Here is a 16,123-nt window from a genome sequence, read left to right on the forward strand (position 1 = left end):
CGAAGGCCGGCGCCGGCGCCCGTGGGGTTCACGGGTGCCGGCGCAGCCGCGGGGTGAAGGCGGCGTGGAAGAGGGTCGAGGCGGCACCGACGGCGGCCGCCTCATGGATGCTCACGGAGCGTTCGACGTGGACCCGGCGCAGCCGGCGGGCAGTCGGGAAGTCGTTGACGGCCCGTTCGATCTCGGTGAGGTAGATGTCGGCCGCGGGGCCGGTGCAGAACGGTCCGCCGACCACGACGAGACCGACGTCGAGCAGGTCGATCAGCGCCAGGGCACCCCTGCCGATCGCCTGGGCGGCCTCGCGGACCGTCGGCGGGTCCTTCGGCACCTGGCCGGCCGCCCCCGCACGGTGGCCGTCGGCGCGGGTGAGCACATGCCGTGCCGGGTTGCACTCGGGCAGCACCTCGGGCCGGCCCGAGGGCTCGATACGGCCCAGCGTGACCGCGCACAACTGTCCGAACTCCCCCGCGTTGGCGGTGAGTCCGCGGTAGATGTCGCCGTTGAGGATCAGCCCCGCGCCCACGCCCGTGCCGAGATAGAGATAGACGAAGTCGCGGGCGCGGCTCTCGCGGCCGATCCAGCGCTCGCCGACGGCGGCGGCGGTGGAGTCCTTCTCCACCAGGATCGGGCAGGAGAAGCGCTGTTCGAGGAGGCTGAGCAGCGGTACGTCCTTGAGGACGCCCATCAGCGGCGGGTCCAGGACCGTTCCGGAGACGGTGTCGACCGGGCCGGGCACCACCACCCCGAGCCCGAGGAAGCTGTTCTCGCGCACCGCCTGCCCGGTGTTGGCGAGGACGGCCTCGCCGAGGGCGGCGATCTGTGCGACGACCGCACCGGGGCGCGGTTCGGGGGTGATCTTCTCGACCCGGCGGGCCACGATGCGGCCGGAGAGGTCGACGAGGACCGCGGTGAGCACCTCGGGGTCGATGTGGATGCCGAGGGCGTGCGCGGCGTCGTCGCGCAGCCGGACCAGGCCGCGCGGCTTGCCGACGGTCGAGTGCTGCCGGCGTTCCTCGACGAGCAGGCCGCGGTCCAGCAGCGAGCGGGCGATGCGGGAGACGGACTGCTGGGTCAGCCGGGTGCGGTCGGCTATCTCGCCGCGGGTGATCGACCCGGCCAGCCGCACCGTCTCGATCACCACGCACTCGTTGAACGAGCCGAGATCGATCTGGTTGGCGCCGCCGCTGCCGGCCGGAGCCGCCGCGCGCAGCGGGCCGGCTCCACCGGGCGGGCTCTCGCCGGGCGCGGCGGGCAGCGGCTCGCGGATCCAGCGCACCGGTGCGGGGCCGTCCAGGTCGGCCGCGAGGTCCAGCAGGACGCGGGCGGAGGAGGACGGGTGCCGGGAGGCGTCCAGGGCGAGTACGGCGCGCAGGAAGGACACCGGGCCCGTCCGCTCGGGTGGCTGGTGGAGTGTCACCCGGGCCCGCCGGCAGAGCTCGTCGAGCCCGGCCGCGGCCGGGCCGCGCAGGACGACCAGGTGCAGGGCGGCACGGGGGTGGGAGCGGCGGGCGGCGGCGAGGAAGACGCTCACCGCCTGGTCGGGCTCGGCGGCCGGGCGGCGCGGCGGGCGGGGGGCCGGGCGGGCGGCAGGGGCCGGGTCGACGGGCTCGGCCGGAGCGGCAGGGTCGTGCGAGTCCAGCGCGTGGGTGAACGCCGCGGCCACGGCCGCGAGCGCGTCGGTGGGCGGCCTGGCCACCGTGCCGGCGGCGGACCGGCCGGGTTCGGACTGCCGGAGGGCGAGCAGCACCAGGGTCCGGTCGGCGTCGTGGTGGACGCCGACCACCCATACCTCGCCGTCGGCGAGGGCGGGGCTCAGCGGGGGCAGCGGAGCCCGGTCCTCCTGGCCCAGGTTCCAGCGGCGGCGGGCGGCGGCGACCGCGGTGTGCGAGCAGCCGAGCCGCCGTCCCACGCTGCGGGAGGAGCTCCGGTCCGGCGGGGCCAGGAGGGTCTCGGTGACCACGTCGCCCTCGTCGACGACCCCCGGGCGGCCGGACTGCGGGCGGCCCGCGAGCCCGGCCGGTCCCTCCGCGGCGTAGCGCTGCCGCCAGGTGGCCACGGTCTGCCGGGAGACGCCGAGCCTGCGGGCGATCTCGGAGTTGTGCCGGCCGAGAGCGGCCTGCAGGACGATCGAGGCGCGCAGGGCACGTGGCCCGGGTCCGGCCGCCCACCGGCGGAGGACGTCGAACTCGCCTTCCGCCGATGGCCGGGATGGCGCGTCAGGCACCGGCACCGCCTCGGACGGGGTGGGACGTGACGAGCGGGAACGGGACACGGGGCCTCCCGGGGACCGGCGGCGGGGTGTGTCGCACCGTGGTGGTCCCCCTTCCCTCCGGTCTCTCCGGTCCCTGCGGACCGCTCCGGTGGGAGGCATCGTATCCGTGGGTGGAATCGCTGGTCGGCGCCCGGACGCCGGGGATCGCCGGGGCGGGCTCGGTGCCGTCGTGCACAGTGGTTCTCCTTCGGGGAGGAAGGCCGGTGGGCCGTCCTCAGTTCCCGGCAGTGGTGAGCGAGATGCTGTGGATGTACAGCGGCTTCGCCGGGTCGGTGGCCGCGAGCCGGAGGTCGGCCTGGAGGTTCTGGGCCTGGTCGAACTGTGCGCCGGTGAGGGTGAGCGTGGCGGTCTGCCAGCTGCCGCTTCCGTCGCCGGTGACCGTCGGCCCGTTGTGGTAGGCGTCGGTCGGGGTGTCGTACTGGACGGTGAAGCCCTGCCCTGCCTCGGACCAGTAGGCGACCTGGACGGTGACGGTGGCCGCGCGGGCCACGGCACTGCCCGGGTCGAGCTGGAGGTAGGCGTTCGCGCTGCCGACTCCGGTCCGGGCGGTGGTCCAGGTCTCGTACGCGGTCCGGCCGCCCTGGGTGACGGTGTCGAGGTTGCCGTCCGCGCCCTGGCCGGTGGCGCCGACGTTCTGGAAGACGGCGCCCGACGCCCCGTCGTTGCTGCCCGCGGTGGCGCCCACGGTCGTGGCGCCGCCGGCGGTGGTGGAGCAGGAGTCGGGTACGGGGGTGCCGGCCGGAGCCGGGCCGGGCACCAGCTGCCACTCGCGGAGCTCGGCCGTGCCCAGGCCGAGCGGCACGCAGGCGCCGCCGTCGCTCTGCGCCACCTGCGGCAGCGCCTTGCCGGTCGCCGCGTCCACCGCGTGGTAGCGGCCGGCCTTCAGATCGAGCCCGGCGGGGTGGAGGACGACGGCGCCGTCGTAGGAGAAGTAGGGGTTGATCTCGGCCAGCACCAGCTGGGCGCTGCGGTGGTCGGCAGCGGTGGTGGGCACCACCTGCAGGGCGTGCGCGCTGCTGAGCTCGGCGTACGCCGGAGCGTACCGGGTGAGCTGGTCCCCACTGCTCAGCACGGTGCCGCCGGCCTTCTGGTAGGCCGTCACATGGGCGTCGGCGCCGTTCAGCGGCAGCACCGCACGGAACTTGGACAGGTCCGCCGCGTGGTTCTTCACCTCGTCGCTGGTGACCACCGTGAACCCGCTCTGGTGGCGCGACCACAGGGCGGTGAGCTGGTTCTCGACGGCGTTCAGGCTGCCGCCGTCGGCGTTGCCCCAGGCCTTGGAGTAGTCGAAGTACACCGCGACCGGTGCTTGCGGGTAGGAGCCGGACAGGCCCTGCAGCGTCGGCAGCGCGTCGGTGTAGATCGGGTAGGCGATGACGTCCTTGGAGGTGCCGTCGTGGATGAAGAAGTCCTCGCCGCCGGCGTAGGGGAAGCCCATGCCGTAGTTGGAGATCCACTGGACGGCCTGGGCCGGCATCTCGGCCTCGGTGGGTGCGGTCCACTCCTGGGCGAGCCTGACGTGGTAGCCGCGGGCCAGGCTGCCGAAGGTGAGGGTGAGGCCGGGTGACTGGGCGGCGTCCTCGATGACCGTGAGGTCGTACTTGCGGGCCAGGCTGAAGAAGATGTCGGGCAGGTTGCCGATGTCGGGAGCGTTCGAGATGTGTCCGCCGAAGTAGTAGTAGAGCGGGCCGCGGGAGACCTTGCGGACGGCGGCGGTCAGCCGGTCGTAGGTGTCCTGGACGCTCCACTGCCGGAAGTTCTGGTAGACGCCGGCCAGTGGCCGGCCCGGGGTGGCCGCGGGCACCTCGTCGAAGGAGCCGTAGGCGGTGCCGTTGGCCGCGTTGAAGCGGGCGACGGTGCCGTAGGAGTGCGGCAGCCAGTGGTCGTGGAAGTACGCGATGTCGGCCGGTGCCCAGCCGCCGTTGCCGTTGTTGCTCCACTGGGCGTCCAGGCGGCCGTAGTTGAGGATCGAGCCGCCGTAGCCGGGGTTGCCGGTGATGTGCTCGACGGTGGTGGTGACGTAGTCGAAGTAGGCCTGCTGTTCGCCGGTGTCCCACCAGGCGGGGGCGATGCCGGTGCCGCCGTTGCTGGTGATCTCCTTGCTGGTGATCCACGAGGCGGGGCTGCCGCCCCAGCCGGCCTGCCAGAAGATCGGCACGATGCGGATGCCGGCGGCCTCGGCGTTGGCGAGTTCGGTGTCGAGCTCGGTGAAGTCGAACGCGCCCTCGGCGGGTTCGATCTGACCCCAGGGCATGTTGATCTCGACGCTGTTCATCCCCTTGGCCTTGATGGCCTCGAACTGGGCCGAGGACCAGGGGGTGCCGTGGTCGTCGAACTGCAACTGGGTCGCCCACAGGGTGGACGGACCGCTCCGCGCCGCGATGGCCGCGGCCGGCGTGGCGGCACCGGCCGGTACGACCGTGCCCGCGGTGGCGACGACCGCCGCGGCGGCGGCGAGCAGTGGAACCGTTCTGCGTCTCGAGGACTTCGATGTGCGCAGCATCGGCTGAGCCCTTCCGGGTGAGTTGAGCGGGGATACGGACCGGCGGTGCTTCTCCAGGGCCTCCCGTCGGCGCGGCAGCATTATGGAAAACCATGAGTGTTACCAAGACAACAGCTCGGCCGAAGAACCTGCCCAAGATTTCAATTCAGCGGCATTCACCTGCACAGATGCCACCACCGATGCGCGAATACCGATGTTTCCACCAGGCTTTTGTAAGAGAAGTCCCTTGTCATCCGTCAGAATTCTCCCTGCGCATCGGCTTGACGCACCGCTCACTCAGCCACATGCTTCGGATCAATCTCCGGGACTCCCGTCGGCCATTTCCCGTACCTCCTACCGAGGAGCGAACATGGCCGTCAGAAGCCGTTACCCCAGCACCCCTTGGCCCCGCGGGCTCAGCGGTACGAGCCGCGTCCTGGCCGCTGCCGCCGCCTGTGCCCTGGCCGCCGCCGGGCTCTCCGCGTGCAGCAGCGACAGCGGCGCCTCGTCCGAGAACACCCTGGTCGTCGCCGAGTGGACCAACGCCGCCGCGGTGGCGCAGACCGAGAAGATCAACGCCGCCTTCGAGAAGGCGCACCCCGGCGTCAAGGTCAAGCTGCAGACCGCGCCGACCGCCGCCAACGCCTGGCCGACGCTGCAGAACTCGCTGCTGGCCTCGAAGAACGTGGACGTGCTGGCCCAGTTCCCGCCCACCCCGGCGGCGTTCCCGCCGGAGCAGACGGACATCAAGGTCAACGGCACCGCCGCGCTGATCGCCAACAACCAGTTCATGGACCTGAGCAAGCAGCCGTTCATGAAGCGCTTCGACCTCACCGCGCAGAAGTACGCGATGGGCTACAAGGACGGCATCTACGGCGTGATGACCGCCGAGTACGTCAACAACACCGGCCTCTGGTACAAGAAGGACCTGCTCGACAAGTACGGCCTCAAGGTGCCGACCACGTACGACGAGTTCGTCTCCGACCTCAAGCTGCTGAAGTCCAAGGGCCTGAGCCCCATCTACGTGGCGGGCAAGGACGGCTACCAGAACATCGTCTGGGCCGGGATCATCAACCAGCTGATGATGCAGGACAAGCCGGCCACCGAGGCGCAGTCCGTCTACCAGCAGCGCGCCCAGGACTTCTGGGACGGCAAGGCCAACTGGGACGACCCGCTGTACCAGGACGCCGCCAAGCGCTACGAGGAGATCATGTCGTACATCGAGCCCAACGCGGCGGGCGTGCCCGCGCAGACCGCGCCGGGGGTGTGGGCGTCCAACACCGACGACTACCCCTTCTTCGTGGACGGCTCGTACGACGGCAACACCATCGCGCAGGCCAACCCGAACCTGAAGTTCGGCTTCTTCGCCGTCCCGGGCACCGACGACGCGGCCTGGAACCGGCCGGCGCTCGCCCCCGACCTGTCGTGGTCCGTCCCGGTGTGGGCGAAGCACAAGAAGCTGGCCCTGGAGTACCTGGACTTCTTCACCCAGCAGACCAACTACGCGGCCTGGGTGAAGGCCACCGGCTCGATCTCCACCGAGCCCGACGTGCCGACCCCGTCGCTGTCCTGGACCGACTGGCTGACCGCCAACGCCTCGAAGGGCTACCCGAACTCCACCCAGCCGTGGATTCCGACCACCGGGTCCTCGACCTACGCGGGCGGGCCGAAGCTCCAGGACGTGCAGCCCTTCGGGAACAAGCCGATGACCACAGCGCTCTCCGAGTCGGCCAAGGCGTATTCCGCCAGCGTCAAGCACTAGGAGCGCACCGTGTCCACCTGCCCCTTCGGCACCCGGCGGACCAGGCGCTGGATCCCCTGGCTGTCCATCTCGGTGCCCACCATCGGCTGGCTGGTGTTCGGCCTGTACCCGTCGCTGGCCACCGTCTACTACTCGCTCACCCAGTACTCGGGGCTGCCCGGCACCCCCACCAACTTCTGCGGTCTGTGCAACTACCGCAACGAGTTCACCGGCTCCTGGCCCGATCTGTCGGACAGCCTCGTGGTGACCGTGAAGTACGTCGCCGGAGTAACGATCCTTCAGATCGCGGTCGGCCTGGGGCTGGCGCTGATACTCCAGCGCCGGCGAACGGGCTACGGCCTGTACCGGGCACTGATCTTCATGCCGCAGATCTTCTCCGTGACCATCGTGGCGGTGCTCTTCTCGCTGCTGCTGGATCCCAACAACGGTCCGACGGAGAAGGCGTACCACTCGCTGTTCGGCGGCGCCAACGCCTTCCTCGGCAACCCCGACTGGGCGATCTGGCTGATCGTGCTGATCAACGTCTGGATGTTCTCCGGCTACACCATGCTCGTCTACATCGCCGGGCTGCGCCGGATCCCGCCCGAGCTCTACGAGGCGGCGTCGCTGGACGGAGCCGGGCGGTGGAAGACGTTCTGGAAGATCACCTGGCCGATGCTGGCCCCGGCGACCACCGTGAACGTCTTCCTCACCGCCATGGGCAGCATCGGCGAGTACGCGCTGGTCCTGGTGCTCACCGACGGCAACTACGGCACCCGGACCCTGGGGATGTACATGTTCGACACGGCCTTCGGGCAGAACTCCGACCTCGGCCGGGGCTCGATGCTGGCCATGCTGCAGTTCGCCTTCACCCTGGTCGTCGGCGGCGGCCTGCTGTGGGGGCTGCGCAGGCGGGAGGTGTCGCTGTGAGCCTGCAGACCGCGCGCCCGCAGCGTCGGCGCACCGATCCCCCGGCGCCCGCGAAGCCCGCCCCGTCCGACCGGCGCCGCCTGGTCCTGCGCGGGCTGCAGCTGACCGGGACGCAGCTGTTCTGCTTCGTGGTCTCCGCCGGGTTGTTCGCCCTGCCGCTGGTCTATCTGCTGCTGCAGGCGTTCAAGCCGTACCAGTCGTTCCTGAAGGATCCGACGGGGATGCCGGACACCTGGACGCTGAGCAACTTCAGCGACGCGTGGACGCAGGGCAACTTCGGCACCGAGATGGTCAACTCGCTGATCTACGCGGTGGTCCCGGACGTCATCACCCTGATCCTGGGGGTGTTCCTGGCCTTCCCGATCTCGCGCGGCTGGTTCCGGCGTTCCAACGCGCTGTACGGCTTCTTCGTCTTCTCCGGCTTCCTGCCCGGCGGCCTGATCCCGCTGTTCGTGGAGGCCAAGGCGCTCGGGCTGTACGACAGCCGGCTGGGGTTCCTGGTCCTCACCTCGCTCGCCGGTGCCGGTTTCTTCTTCTTCGTGGGCTACATCAAGTCCATCCCGCGGGAGCTGGACGAGGCGGCGGCGCTGGACGGCTGCGGGTATGTCCGGTTCATCTTCCAGATCGTCATCCCGCAGATGAAGCCGGCGCTGGCGACCTTCGGGGTCTTCGGTTTCGTGGCGTCCTGGAACAACCTGATCCTGCCGCTGATCATGCTGAACGACCCGAGGCTGTGGCCGGTGACCCGCGGGCTGTACGGGTTCTTCGGTGAGCACACCTCGCAGTGGCCGCTCATCGCGGCGGCCACGGTGATCGTGGCGGCCCCGATCCTGGTCGTCTTCGCCCTGCTCCAGCGCCATCTGGTGGAGGGCGTGGCGGGCGGCGCGGCAACCGGCTCGGCGGGCGTCGGCACGGCGCCCACGGCGGCGGTGGCCGCGGAGGAGTAGGAAGGGGCGACAGGCCAGGTGACATGGCGAGGGGGGCCGCCGGTTCGGCGGCCCCCCTTCTTTTCCGTTGCAGGGCCCGTTCCGTTGCCGGGGCTTTTCCGTCGCCGGGGCGGACTACGGGGCTTCCAGTGCCCCGTCCGGCCGCCGCACCTGGGCGGACCAGCGTTCGTGGAGGAACTTCACCGGTGGGAAACGGCCGGCGGCCTTCTCGTCGAGGGTGATGCCCCAGCCGGGCTCCTCGGCGGGGTTCAGACAGCCGTCGGCCACCACCGGCGTGCCCGGGAAGACCTCGTGGGTGGCCTCGTTGTACTCGTGCGACTCCTGGTGGCCGAAGGCCGGCGAAGAGATGTCGACCGCCAGGTTGGCCGCCACTCCGACCGGCGAGATGTCGCCCGGGGAGTGGAAGGCCGTGCGCACGCCCAGGAGTTCGCAGAGGGCGACGAGCTTGCGGGTCGGGGTCAGCCCGCCCACCGAGGAGGTGTGCAGCCGCAGCAGGTCCACCCCGCCGTCCCGGACCAGCCGGACCGCGTCCGGCACCGAACCGAGCTGCTCGCCGACCGCGACGGGCACCGGGGAGGAGGCGCGTACCGCGGGGAGGTGGTCGTAGAACTCGGGGGCGACGACGTCCTCCAGGAAGGACAGCCCGTACGGCTCCAGGGCCCGCGCCAGCACCACGGCCTGCTTGGGCGTCAGCCGGCTGTGCACGTCGTGCATCAGGTTGACGCCGTCGCCCAGCCGCCCGCGGGCGGCGGCGAACAGTGCCGGGGTGGAGCGCAGGTAGCGCTCGGGGTCCCAGCCGTCGGGGTGCGGGGAGCGCGGGTAGCCGCCGCCGGTGCCGGGGGCGCCGTAGGCGCCGAGACCGGGCTGGCCGGTCTGCAGGCGGACGTTGCGGTAGCCGGCCTCGATCAGCTGCTCGGCGCGGTCGAGGGTCTCCCCGATGGTGGGGCCGGCCGCATGCGAGTAGACCTCGACGGCGGCCCGGCAGCGCCCGCCGAGGAGTTCGTGCACGGGCAGGCCGGCGCGCTTGCCGGCGATGTCCCACAGGGCCTGGTCGAGCCCGGACAGCGCGTTGTTGAGGACCGGGCCGTTGCGCCAGTACGAGGAGTAGTGGACGAGCCGCGTGATGTCCTCGATGTCGGCCGGGTGGCGGCCCACGGCGAGCGGCCCGACGTGCTCGTCCACGGCGGCGGTCACGGCGGCGTAGCGCTGGGTGAAGGTGGCGCAGCCGAGTCCGTACAGGCCGTCGTCGCTGGTGTCGACGCGGACGACGACGAGCGGGGTGCCCTCCGGGGCGGTGACGATGGCGCGGACCCGGGTGATCCGCAGGCCGTCGCGGTGGGTCCAGGGCGGCCGGGCCTGGGGCAGTCCGCCGTCCGGGCCGAGGAGACGGTCGGGGTCGAGGAGCCGGTCGGGGTCGAGGAGGCGGTCGGGTTCGGGGAGCCGGTCGGGGTCGGTGGGTTCGGACATGCCGGAGTGCGGCGGTGTGCTGGGCACTCTCGTCCTTCCGTCGGGAAGTGGGATTTCACGGACGGCTACTTGAGGGCGGTACCGCCGACGATCCGCAGGTGGGGGGCGGTCGGCGGGCGGGTCGTCACGGTGACCGGGAGCACCGTCACCTCGGGGGCCGCGGCCGTGGACCGACCGGCCGCCCGCTCGGTGACCCGGCGGTGGAGCAGCCGCATGGCGGTGTCGCCGATCTCCCGGGAGGGCAGCGAGACCGCGGCCACGGTGAGGGGGAGCACGTCGAAGGGCCCCGCGTCGTCCATGCCGGCCAGCTCGACGTCGCCGGGAACCTCGTAGCCGAGCGCGGCCAGGTCGTGCGCGGCGGCGGCCAGCACATAGCCGTTGGAGCAGAGCAGGACGTCCGGCGGGCTGTCACCGCGGAGCAGCCCGGCCAGCCGGCCGCGACGCTGTTCGGGCGGGAGATCGCGGTAGCGGCGCAGGACCGTGAGGTCGGGGCGGATCGGCAGGCCCGCCTGCCGCAGCGCCTCGACATGGCCGGCGAGCCGGTCGCGGACGCTGCTGGTGTCGGTCTCGTCCCACAGGGTGGCGATGGTGCGGTGCCCGGCGGCGATCAGAGCCTTCGTCAACTCGCGTCCGATGGCGGTGTTGTCGGCGACGACGGCGTCGTGGGCCAGGTCGGGACGGTAGCGGTCGGCCATCACCAGCGGAACGCCGGAGCGCTCGGCCTCCGTCCAGCCCTCGTGGCCGCCCGTGCCCTCCGCGGGATAGACGACGATGCCGCTCACCCCGTCCTGGACGGCGTCCAGCAGGGCACGGCTCTCGCGCTCCGGGTCGCCCTCGCAGTGCCGCAGGTAGAGCCGGTAGCCGAGTTCGGCACAGGCCGCCTCGACCCCGGCCAGGATCTGGGAGACATGCGGGCCCTGGAACTGCAGGATGCAGGCGATGGCACGCTCGCCGCTCCCGCCGCCGCGACGCGCTCCGTGGCCGGGCTGCTCGGCGACGAAGGTGCCGAGACCACGACGGCGCACCACCCAGCCCTCGGCGGCGAGTTCGTTCAGCGCGCGGACCGCGGTGGCATGGCTGACGCCGAAGCGTTCGCAGATCTCCCGCTGGGTCACGAAGGGCACGCCCGGCGAGTACTCGCCGGAGGCGATGGCCTCCAGGAGCGTGCGCTTGACCTGCGCGTAGAGCGGGGTGCGAGGAGCGTCGTCGGCCGCGCCGCCCCCGGGTCTGCCGCCGTCCACGATCGACCTCCTGAGGTCCGTGGGGATCTCGGTGGGCGTCAATTTAGCATGTCAAGCTCCCCTCTTTGCCGACGAGGTCGTACTAAAGACAGCTCATTCCCGAGTATTGACATGCTAAATGGCCGGTTCCTAAGGTCTCGATCGTCCGACGTCACGCTCGCCTTCCATCGGAAAGGGCACACCCGACGTGAAAGTCCTGGTCACCGGTGCGGCGGGGATGCTCGGACGCGAAGTCGTCCGGCAACTCGCCGACCGGGGCGAGCAGGTGCGCGCACACGACCGCGTCCGGCCGGACGGTCTCGTGGCCGACGAGACCGTGCTGGGTGATCTGCGCGAGCCCGCGCTGACCGAGCGGCTGGTCGACGGGGTGGACGCGGTGGTGCACGCCGCGGCCCTGCCCGCGCCCACCATGGGCACCCCGGACGAGGTGTTCACCATCAACGTGGAGGGGACCTGGCGGGTGCTCGACGCGGCGGCCCGGGCGGGAGTGCGCCGGCTGGTGTACGTCTCCAGCCTCTCCGCGCTGGGCCTCGCCTGGTCACGGGTGGACCGGTCCCCCGCCGAGATCCCGGTCACCGAGGAGCACCCGTATCTCGCCGAGGACGTCTACGGACTCTCCAAGCGCGTCGGCGAGTTGATCGCCGAGACGACGGCCCGGAAGTACGCGGGGGACGGGATGAGCGTGCTCAGCCTGCGCTTCCCGTTCATCGGCAGCGGTGCGCGGTTGCGGGCACACCTCGACTGGGTGCACCGGGACCCCGGCCACGACCGCGGCGGGCTGTGGGCCTGGCTGCACACGGCGGACGCGGCCCGGGCGGTTCTCGCCGCCCTCGACCGCGCCCCGGCCGGCCACCACCTGGTCAACGTCACCGCTCCCGACACCACCTCGCTCCGGCCCACCCGCGAACTCCTGCGCCGCTACCACCCCGACACCCCCGTGACCGAGGCCCCCGAGGGCTTCGGCACCCCGTACTCCCTGAGCCGCAGTCGCGAGCTCCTCGGCTTCACCGCCGAGGAGCGGTGGCGACCTGTGCCTGACTCGGAAGGGACGAGCACACCATGACGGAACAACCCGGGACGACACCCAAACACGCCCTGGTGGTACGCGGCGGCTGGGACGGCCATGTGCCGGTCCCGGCCGGCGACCGCTGTGCCGCCGCGCTCAAGGAGGACGGCTACGCCGTCACCGTCTCCGACACTCTGGACAGCTATCTCGACGCCGGGCTGCTGGCCGGTACCGACCTGATCGTGCAGTGCTGGACGATGGGCTCGATCACCGGCGAGCAGTCCGCCGGCCTCGCGGCCGCCGTCCGGGCGGGCACCGGGCTCGCCGGATGGCACGGCGGGATCGTGGACGCCTTCCGCTCGGACACCCGGTACCAGCTCATGACGGGCGGCCAGTTCGTCCACCATCCACGGCAGTTCAGCACGTACGAGGTCCGGCCGCGGCCGGAGCACGCCGGGCACCCGGTACTGGCCGGGATCGAGCCGTTCACCGTCACCACCGAGCAGTACTACCTCCACATGGACCCGGCCGCGGAGGTCCTGGCCGACTCCGTGTACGAGCCGGACCCGGACCACCCCGAACTCGACGGGACCGTGGTCCCGGTCGCCTGGACCCGCCGCTGGGGCGCGGGCCGGGTCTTCGTCATCACCGTCGGACACAACCTCGCCGACCTCGAAGTTCCCGAGGTCGACACCATGCTGAAGAGGGGCATGCGATGGGCGACCCGCTGAACCACCGTGACAACCCGCTGCGGATCGGCCTGGTGGGCGCCGGCCAGATCAGCGGCGCCTACCTCAGGACCTTCCCCCGGCTGGAGAACCTGCGGCTCACCGCCGTCGCCGACCTCGACCTGGAGCGTGCCAAGGCCGCCGCGGCCGACGTCCCCGGCGCCCGGGCGCTGGCGCTGCCCGAGCTCTACGCGGCGGACGACGTCGACCTGGTGCTCAACCTCACCGTCCCGGCCGCCCATGCCGAGGTCGCCCACGCGGCGATCGCCGCCGGCAAGCACGTCTACGGGGAGAAGCCGCTGGCCGCCACCACGGCCGAGGCGCGCGCCGTGCTGGACGCGGCCGAGCGGGCGGGGGTGCGGGTCGGCTGCGCCCCGGACACCGTACTGGGCACGGGCGTCCAGACGGCCCGGGCCGCCCTGGACGCCGGGGACATCGGCGCCCCGGTCGCGGCCACCGCGTTCATGACCACGCCCGGCCACGAACGCTGGCACCCGGCGCCGGAGTTCTACTACCGGCCGGGCGGCGGCCCGCTGCTCGACATGGGCCCGTACTACCTCACCGCCCTGGTCACCCTCCTCGGTCCGGTCCGCCGGGTCACGGGCTTCTCCTCCACCGTCCGCTCCACCCGGACCATCGGCAGCGGCCCGCGCGCCGGCATGGACTTCCCCGTCGAGGTGGCCACGCATGTGACCGGGGTGCTGGAGCACGCGAGCGGCGCGCTGTCCACGCTGGTGATGAGCTTCGAGGTGTGGGCCGCCCAGCTGCCCCGGATCGAGGTCTACGGCACCGCCGGCTCGCTGTCCGTACCCGACCCCAACGGCTTCGACGGCCAGGTGCGGCTCTTCCGCGCCGAGGGCGACGGCTGGGAGGACCTTCCCGTCCGCGGCGGATACGCCGACGCCTCCCGCGGCTACGGCGTCTCCGACCTGGCCCGCGCCCTGGCCGCCGGTACCCCGCACCGCGCGTCCGGGCAACTCGCCCAGCACGTCCTCGACGTGATGGAGTCGCTGCTCGCCGCCGGCGAGAGCGGCCACGCGGTGCAGATCACCAGCGGCTGCGAGCGGCCGGCGGCCGTCCCCGCGGGCGCCCGTCCCGAGGAGGCCTGAACACATGGCCGGGACACTGCGGGTCGGGATGGTCGGCTACGCCTTCATGGGTGCCGCGCACGCCCATGCCTGGCGTACCGCGCCGCGCTTCTTCGAGCTGCCGCTGCGGCCCGAGCTGACCGCCGTGTGCGGGCGCTCCCCCGCGGAGTTGCGGGCCGCCGCCGACCGCCAGGGCTGGGCGAGCACGGAGACCGACTGGAAGCGGCTGGTCGAGCGGGACGACATCGACCTGATCGACATCTGCACCCCCGGCGACAGCCACGCCGAGATCGCCCTGGCCGCGCTGGCCGCCGGGAAGCACGTGCTGTGCGAGAAGCCGCTGGCGAACTCGCTCGCCGAGGCGGAGGCGATGACCGCGGCGGCGCAGCAGGCCCGCGCCGCACACGGGGCCCGGGCCGCGGTCGGCTTCAACTACCGCCGGGTTCCCGCGATTTCGCTGGCCCGGCAGCTCGTGACCGAGGGCCGGCTGGGGCGGATCCGGCATGTGCGCGCGCAGTACCTCCAGGACTGGCTGGTGGACCCGGAGGCCCCGGTCACCTGGCGGTTGCGCGCCGAGCGGGCGGGCAGCGGTTCGCTGGGCGACCTGGGTGCGCACGCCGTCGACCTGGCCCAGTTCCTCACCGGTGAGCCGATCACCGGCGTGAGCGCGGTGCTCGACACCTTCGTCGCCGAGCGTCCGGACCCGGCGGGTGGCCGCCGACCGGTCACGGTGGACGACGCCGCCGCCTTCACCGCCCGCTTCGGCGGCGGCGCCCTCGGCGTCTTCGAGGCCACCCGCTTCGCCACCGGCCGCAAGAACGCCCTGCGGATCGAGGTGAACGGCGAGCTCGGGGCGCTCGTGTTCGACCTCGAATCGCTCAACGAACTCGGCTTCTACGACCGTGCCGAGAGCAGCCGCACGGCGGGCTTCCGCCGCGTCCTCGCCACCGAGCCCGAGCACCCCTACGCCGCCGCCTGGTGGCCCGCCGGCCACGTCCTCGGCTACGAGCACACCTTCACGCACCAGGTCAAAGACCTGGTGGAGGCGATCGCGGCCGGGGCCGACCCGACCCCGTCCTTCGCCGAAGGGCTGCGCGTCCAGCGCGTCCTGGACGCCGTCGCCGCCAGCGCCCGCACCGCCAGCGTCTGGACGGCCGTGACCGACTGAGGCACACCACCACCCGACCACCGCAGAACAGGAGCCACCATGCCACGACCCGTCACCCTGTTCACCGGACAGTTCGCCGACCTGCCGCTGGAGGAGGTCTGCCGGCTGGCCGCCGACTGGGGCTACGACGGCCTCGAACTCGCCACCTGGGGCGGCCACTTCGAGGTCGACCGTGCCCTGCGGGACGCCGGCTACCTGCCGGGTCTGCGCGCCCTGCTGGACAAGCACGGCCTGAAGGTCTGGACCGTCTCCTGCCACCTCACCGGGCAGGCCGTCTGCGACCACCCCATCGACGAGCGCCACCAGGCCATCCTGCCGGCCCGGATCTGGGGCGACGGCGAAGCGGAGGGAGTACGGCAGCGGGCCGCCGAGGAGATCAAGGACACCGCGCGGGCCGCGGCCGCCTTCGGCGTGCGGACCGTCGTCGGCTTCACCGGCTCCTCGATCTGGCACACCGTCGCCATGTTCCCGCCCGCCCCCGCGGAGATGATCGAGCGCGGCTACACCGACTTCGCCGAGCGGTGGAACCCGATCCTCGACGTCTTCGACACCGAGGGGGTCCGCTTCGCCCACGAGGTGCACCCCTCGGAGATCGCCTACGACTACTGGACCACCGTGCGCACCCTCGAGGCGATCGGCCACCGCCCGGCGTTCGGCCTGAACTTCGACCCCTCGCACTTCGTCTGGCAGGACCTGGACCCGGTCGGCTTCCTCTACGACTTCCGGGAGCGGATCTACCACGTCGACTGCAAGGACGCGGTACGCCGGCTCGACGGCCGCAACGGCCGCCTGGGTTCCCAGCTGCCCTGGGGCGACCCGCGGCGCGGCTGGGACTTCGTCTCCACCGGCCACGGCGACGTGCCCTGGGAGGCCTGCTTCCGGATGCTCAACTCGATCGGTTACGCGGGACCGATCTCCGTGGAGTGGGAGGATGCCGGCATGGACCGCTTGGTCGGTGCCCCCGACGCGCTGGCCCGGGTCCGGGAACTCACCCGGATCGAACCGCCCGCCGGCTCCTTCGACTCGGCGTTCAGCCAGAATTCCTGACGCACG

12 protein-coding genes are annotated in these 16,123 nt (G+C 72.1%); 8 read left to right on the plus strand and 4 right to left on the minus strand.

What is annotated here, in order from left to right; genetic code table 11:
* Window positions 1-28: 28 nt before the first annotated feature.
* Window positions 29-2,224: an ROK family protein gene (locus ABT137_RS22540; protein WP_351711550.1), complete on the minus strand. Its 2,196-nt coding sequence runs from the start codon at window positions 2,222-2,224 to the stop codon at window positions 29-31.
* A gap of 262 nt (window positions 2,225-2,486) precedes the next feature.
* The gene (locus tag ABT137_RS22545; RefSeq protein WP_351711552.1) at window positions 2,487-4,775 is read right to left on the minus strand and encodes a beta-galactosidase; all 2,289 of its coding nucleotides are present in this window, start codon (window positions 4,773-4,775) and stop codon (window positions 2,487-2,489) included.
* Between the two features lie 349 nt (window positions 4,776-5,124).
* Here ABT137_RS22545 and ABT137_RS22550 point away from each other — a divergent pair, with 349 nt between their 5' ends.
* From ABT137_RS22550 to ABT137_RS22560, 3 genes are read left to right on the plus strand one after another with little or no spacing between them, the layout of a single operon-like run.
* Window positions 5,125-6,516, plus strand: coding sequence for an ABC transporter substrate-binding protein (locus ABT137_RS22550; RefSeq protein ID WP_351711554.1), 1,392 nt, complete (start codon window positions 5,125-5,127; stop codon window positions 6,514-6,516).
* A 9-nt stretch (window positions 6,517-6,525) separates the two neighbouring features.
* Complete coding sequence (locus tag ABT137_RS22555) at window positions 6,526-7,425, plus strand: carbohydrate ABC transporter permease (protein WP_351711556.1); 900 nt, start codon at window positions 6,526-6,528, stop codon at window positions 7,423-7,425.
* Window positions 7,422-8,372: a carbohydrate ABC transporter permease gene (locus ABT137_RS22560; RefSeq protein WP_351711558.1), complete on the plus strand. Its 951-nt coding sequence runs from the start codon at window positions 7,422-7,424 to the stop codon at window positions 8,370-8,372. Before ABT137_RS22555 ends, ABT137_RS22560 begins: the two co-directional genes overlap by 4 nt.
* Window positions 8,373-8,486: 114 nt before the next feature.
* On the opposite strand, the gene ABT137_RS22565 is transcribed toward ABT137_RS22560, so the two are convergent.
* Window positions 8,487-9,866: an enolase C-terminal domain-like protein gene (locus tag ABT137_RS22565; RefSeq protein WP_351711560.1), complete on the minus strand. Its 1,380-nt coding sequence runs from the start codon at window positions 9,864-9,866 to the stop codon at window positions 8,487-8,489.
* Between the two features lie 38 nt (window positions 9,867-9,904).
* Window positions 9,905-11,080 (minus strand): LacI family DNA-binding transcriptional regulator, encoded by a 1,176-nt coding sequence (locus tag ABT137_RS22570; protein WP_351711562.1) that lies wholly within the window; start codon window positions 11,078-11,080, stop codon window positions 9,905-9,907.
* Between the two features lie 187 nt (window positions 11,081-11,267).
* Here ABT137_RS22570 and ABT137_RS22575 point away from each other — a divergent pair, with 187 nt between their 5' ends.
* Genes ABT137_RS22575 through ABT137_RS22595 form a run of 5 tightly spaced genes read left to right on the plus strand, consistent with a single transcriptional unit; the run spans window position 11,268 to window position 16,117 of the window.
* Window positions 11,268-12,143, plus strand: coding sequence for an NAD-dependent epimerase/dehydratase family protein (locus ABT137_RS22575; protein ID WP_351711564.1), 876 nt, complete (start codon window positions 11,268-11,270; stop codon window positions 12,141-12,143).
* Entirely contained in the window at window positions 12,140-12,817 is a 678-nt protein-coding gene (locus ABT137_RS22580) for a ThuA domain-containing protein (RefSeq protein WP_351711566.1), read from the plus strand. Before ABT137_RS22575 ends, ABT137_RS22580 begins: the two co-directional genes overlap by 4 nt.
* Complete coding sequence (locus tag ABT137_RS22585) at window positions 12,802-13,923, plus strand: Gfo/Idh/MocA family protein (RefSeq protein ID WP_351711568.1); 1,122 nt, start codon at window positions 12,802-12,804, stop codon at window positions 13,921-13,923. Before ABT137_RS22580 ends, ABT137_RS22585 begins: the two co-directional genes overlap by 16 nt.
* 4 nt (window positions 13,924-13,927) lie before the next feature.
* On the plus strand, window positions 13,928-15,070 hold the full coding sequence (locus tag ABT137_RS22590; protein ID WP_351711570.1) for a Gfo/Idh/MocA family protein: 1,143 nt from the start codon (window positions 13,928-13,930) through the stop codon (window positions 15,068-15,070).
* A 39-nt stretch (window positions 15,071-15,109) separates the two neighbouring features.
* A complete protein-coding gene (locus tag ABT137_RS22595) occupies window positions 15,110-16,117 on the plus strand; it encodes a sugar phosphate isomerase/epimerase family protein (RefSeq protein WP_351711572.1) in 1,008 nt (335 codons plus the stop codon).
* Window positions 16,118-16,123: the final 6 nt, after the last annotated feature.

Source organism: Streptomyces sp. NPDC001980 (assembly GCF_040296885.1).
Classification (GTDB): Bacteria; Actinomycetota; Actinomycetes; order Streptomycetales; family Streptomycetaceae; genus Streptomyces.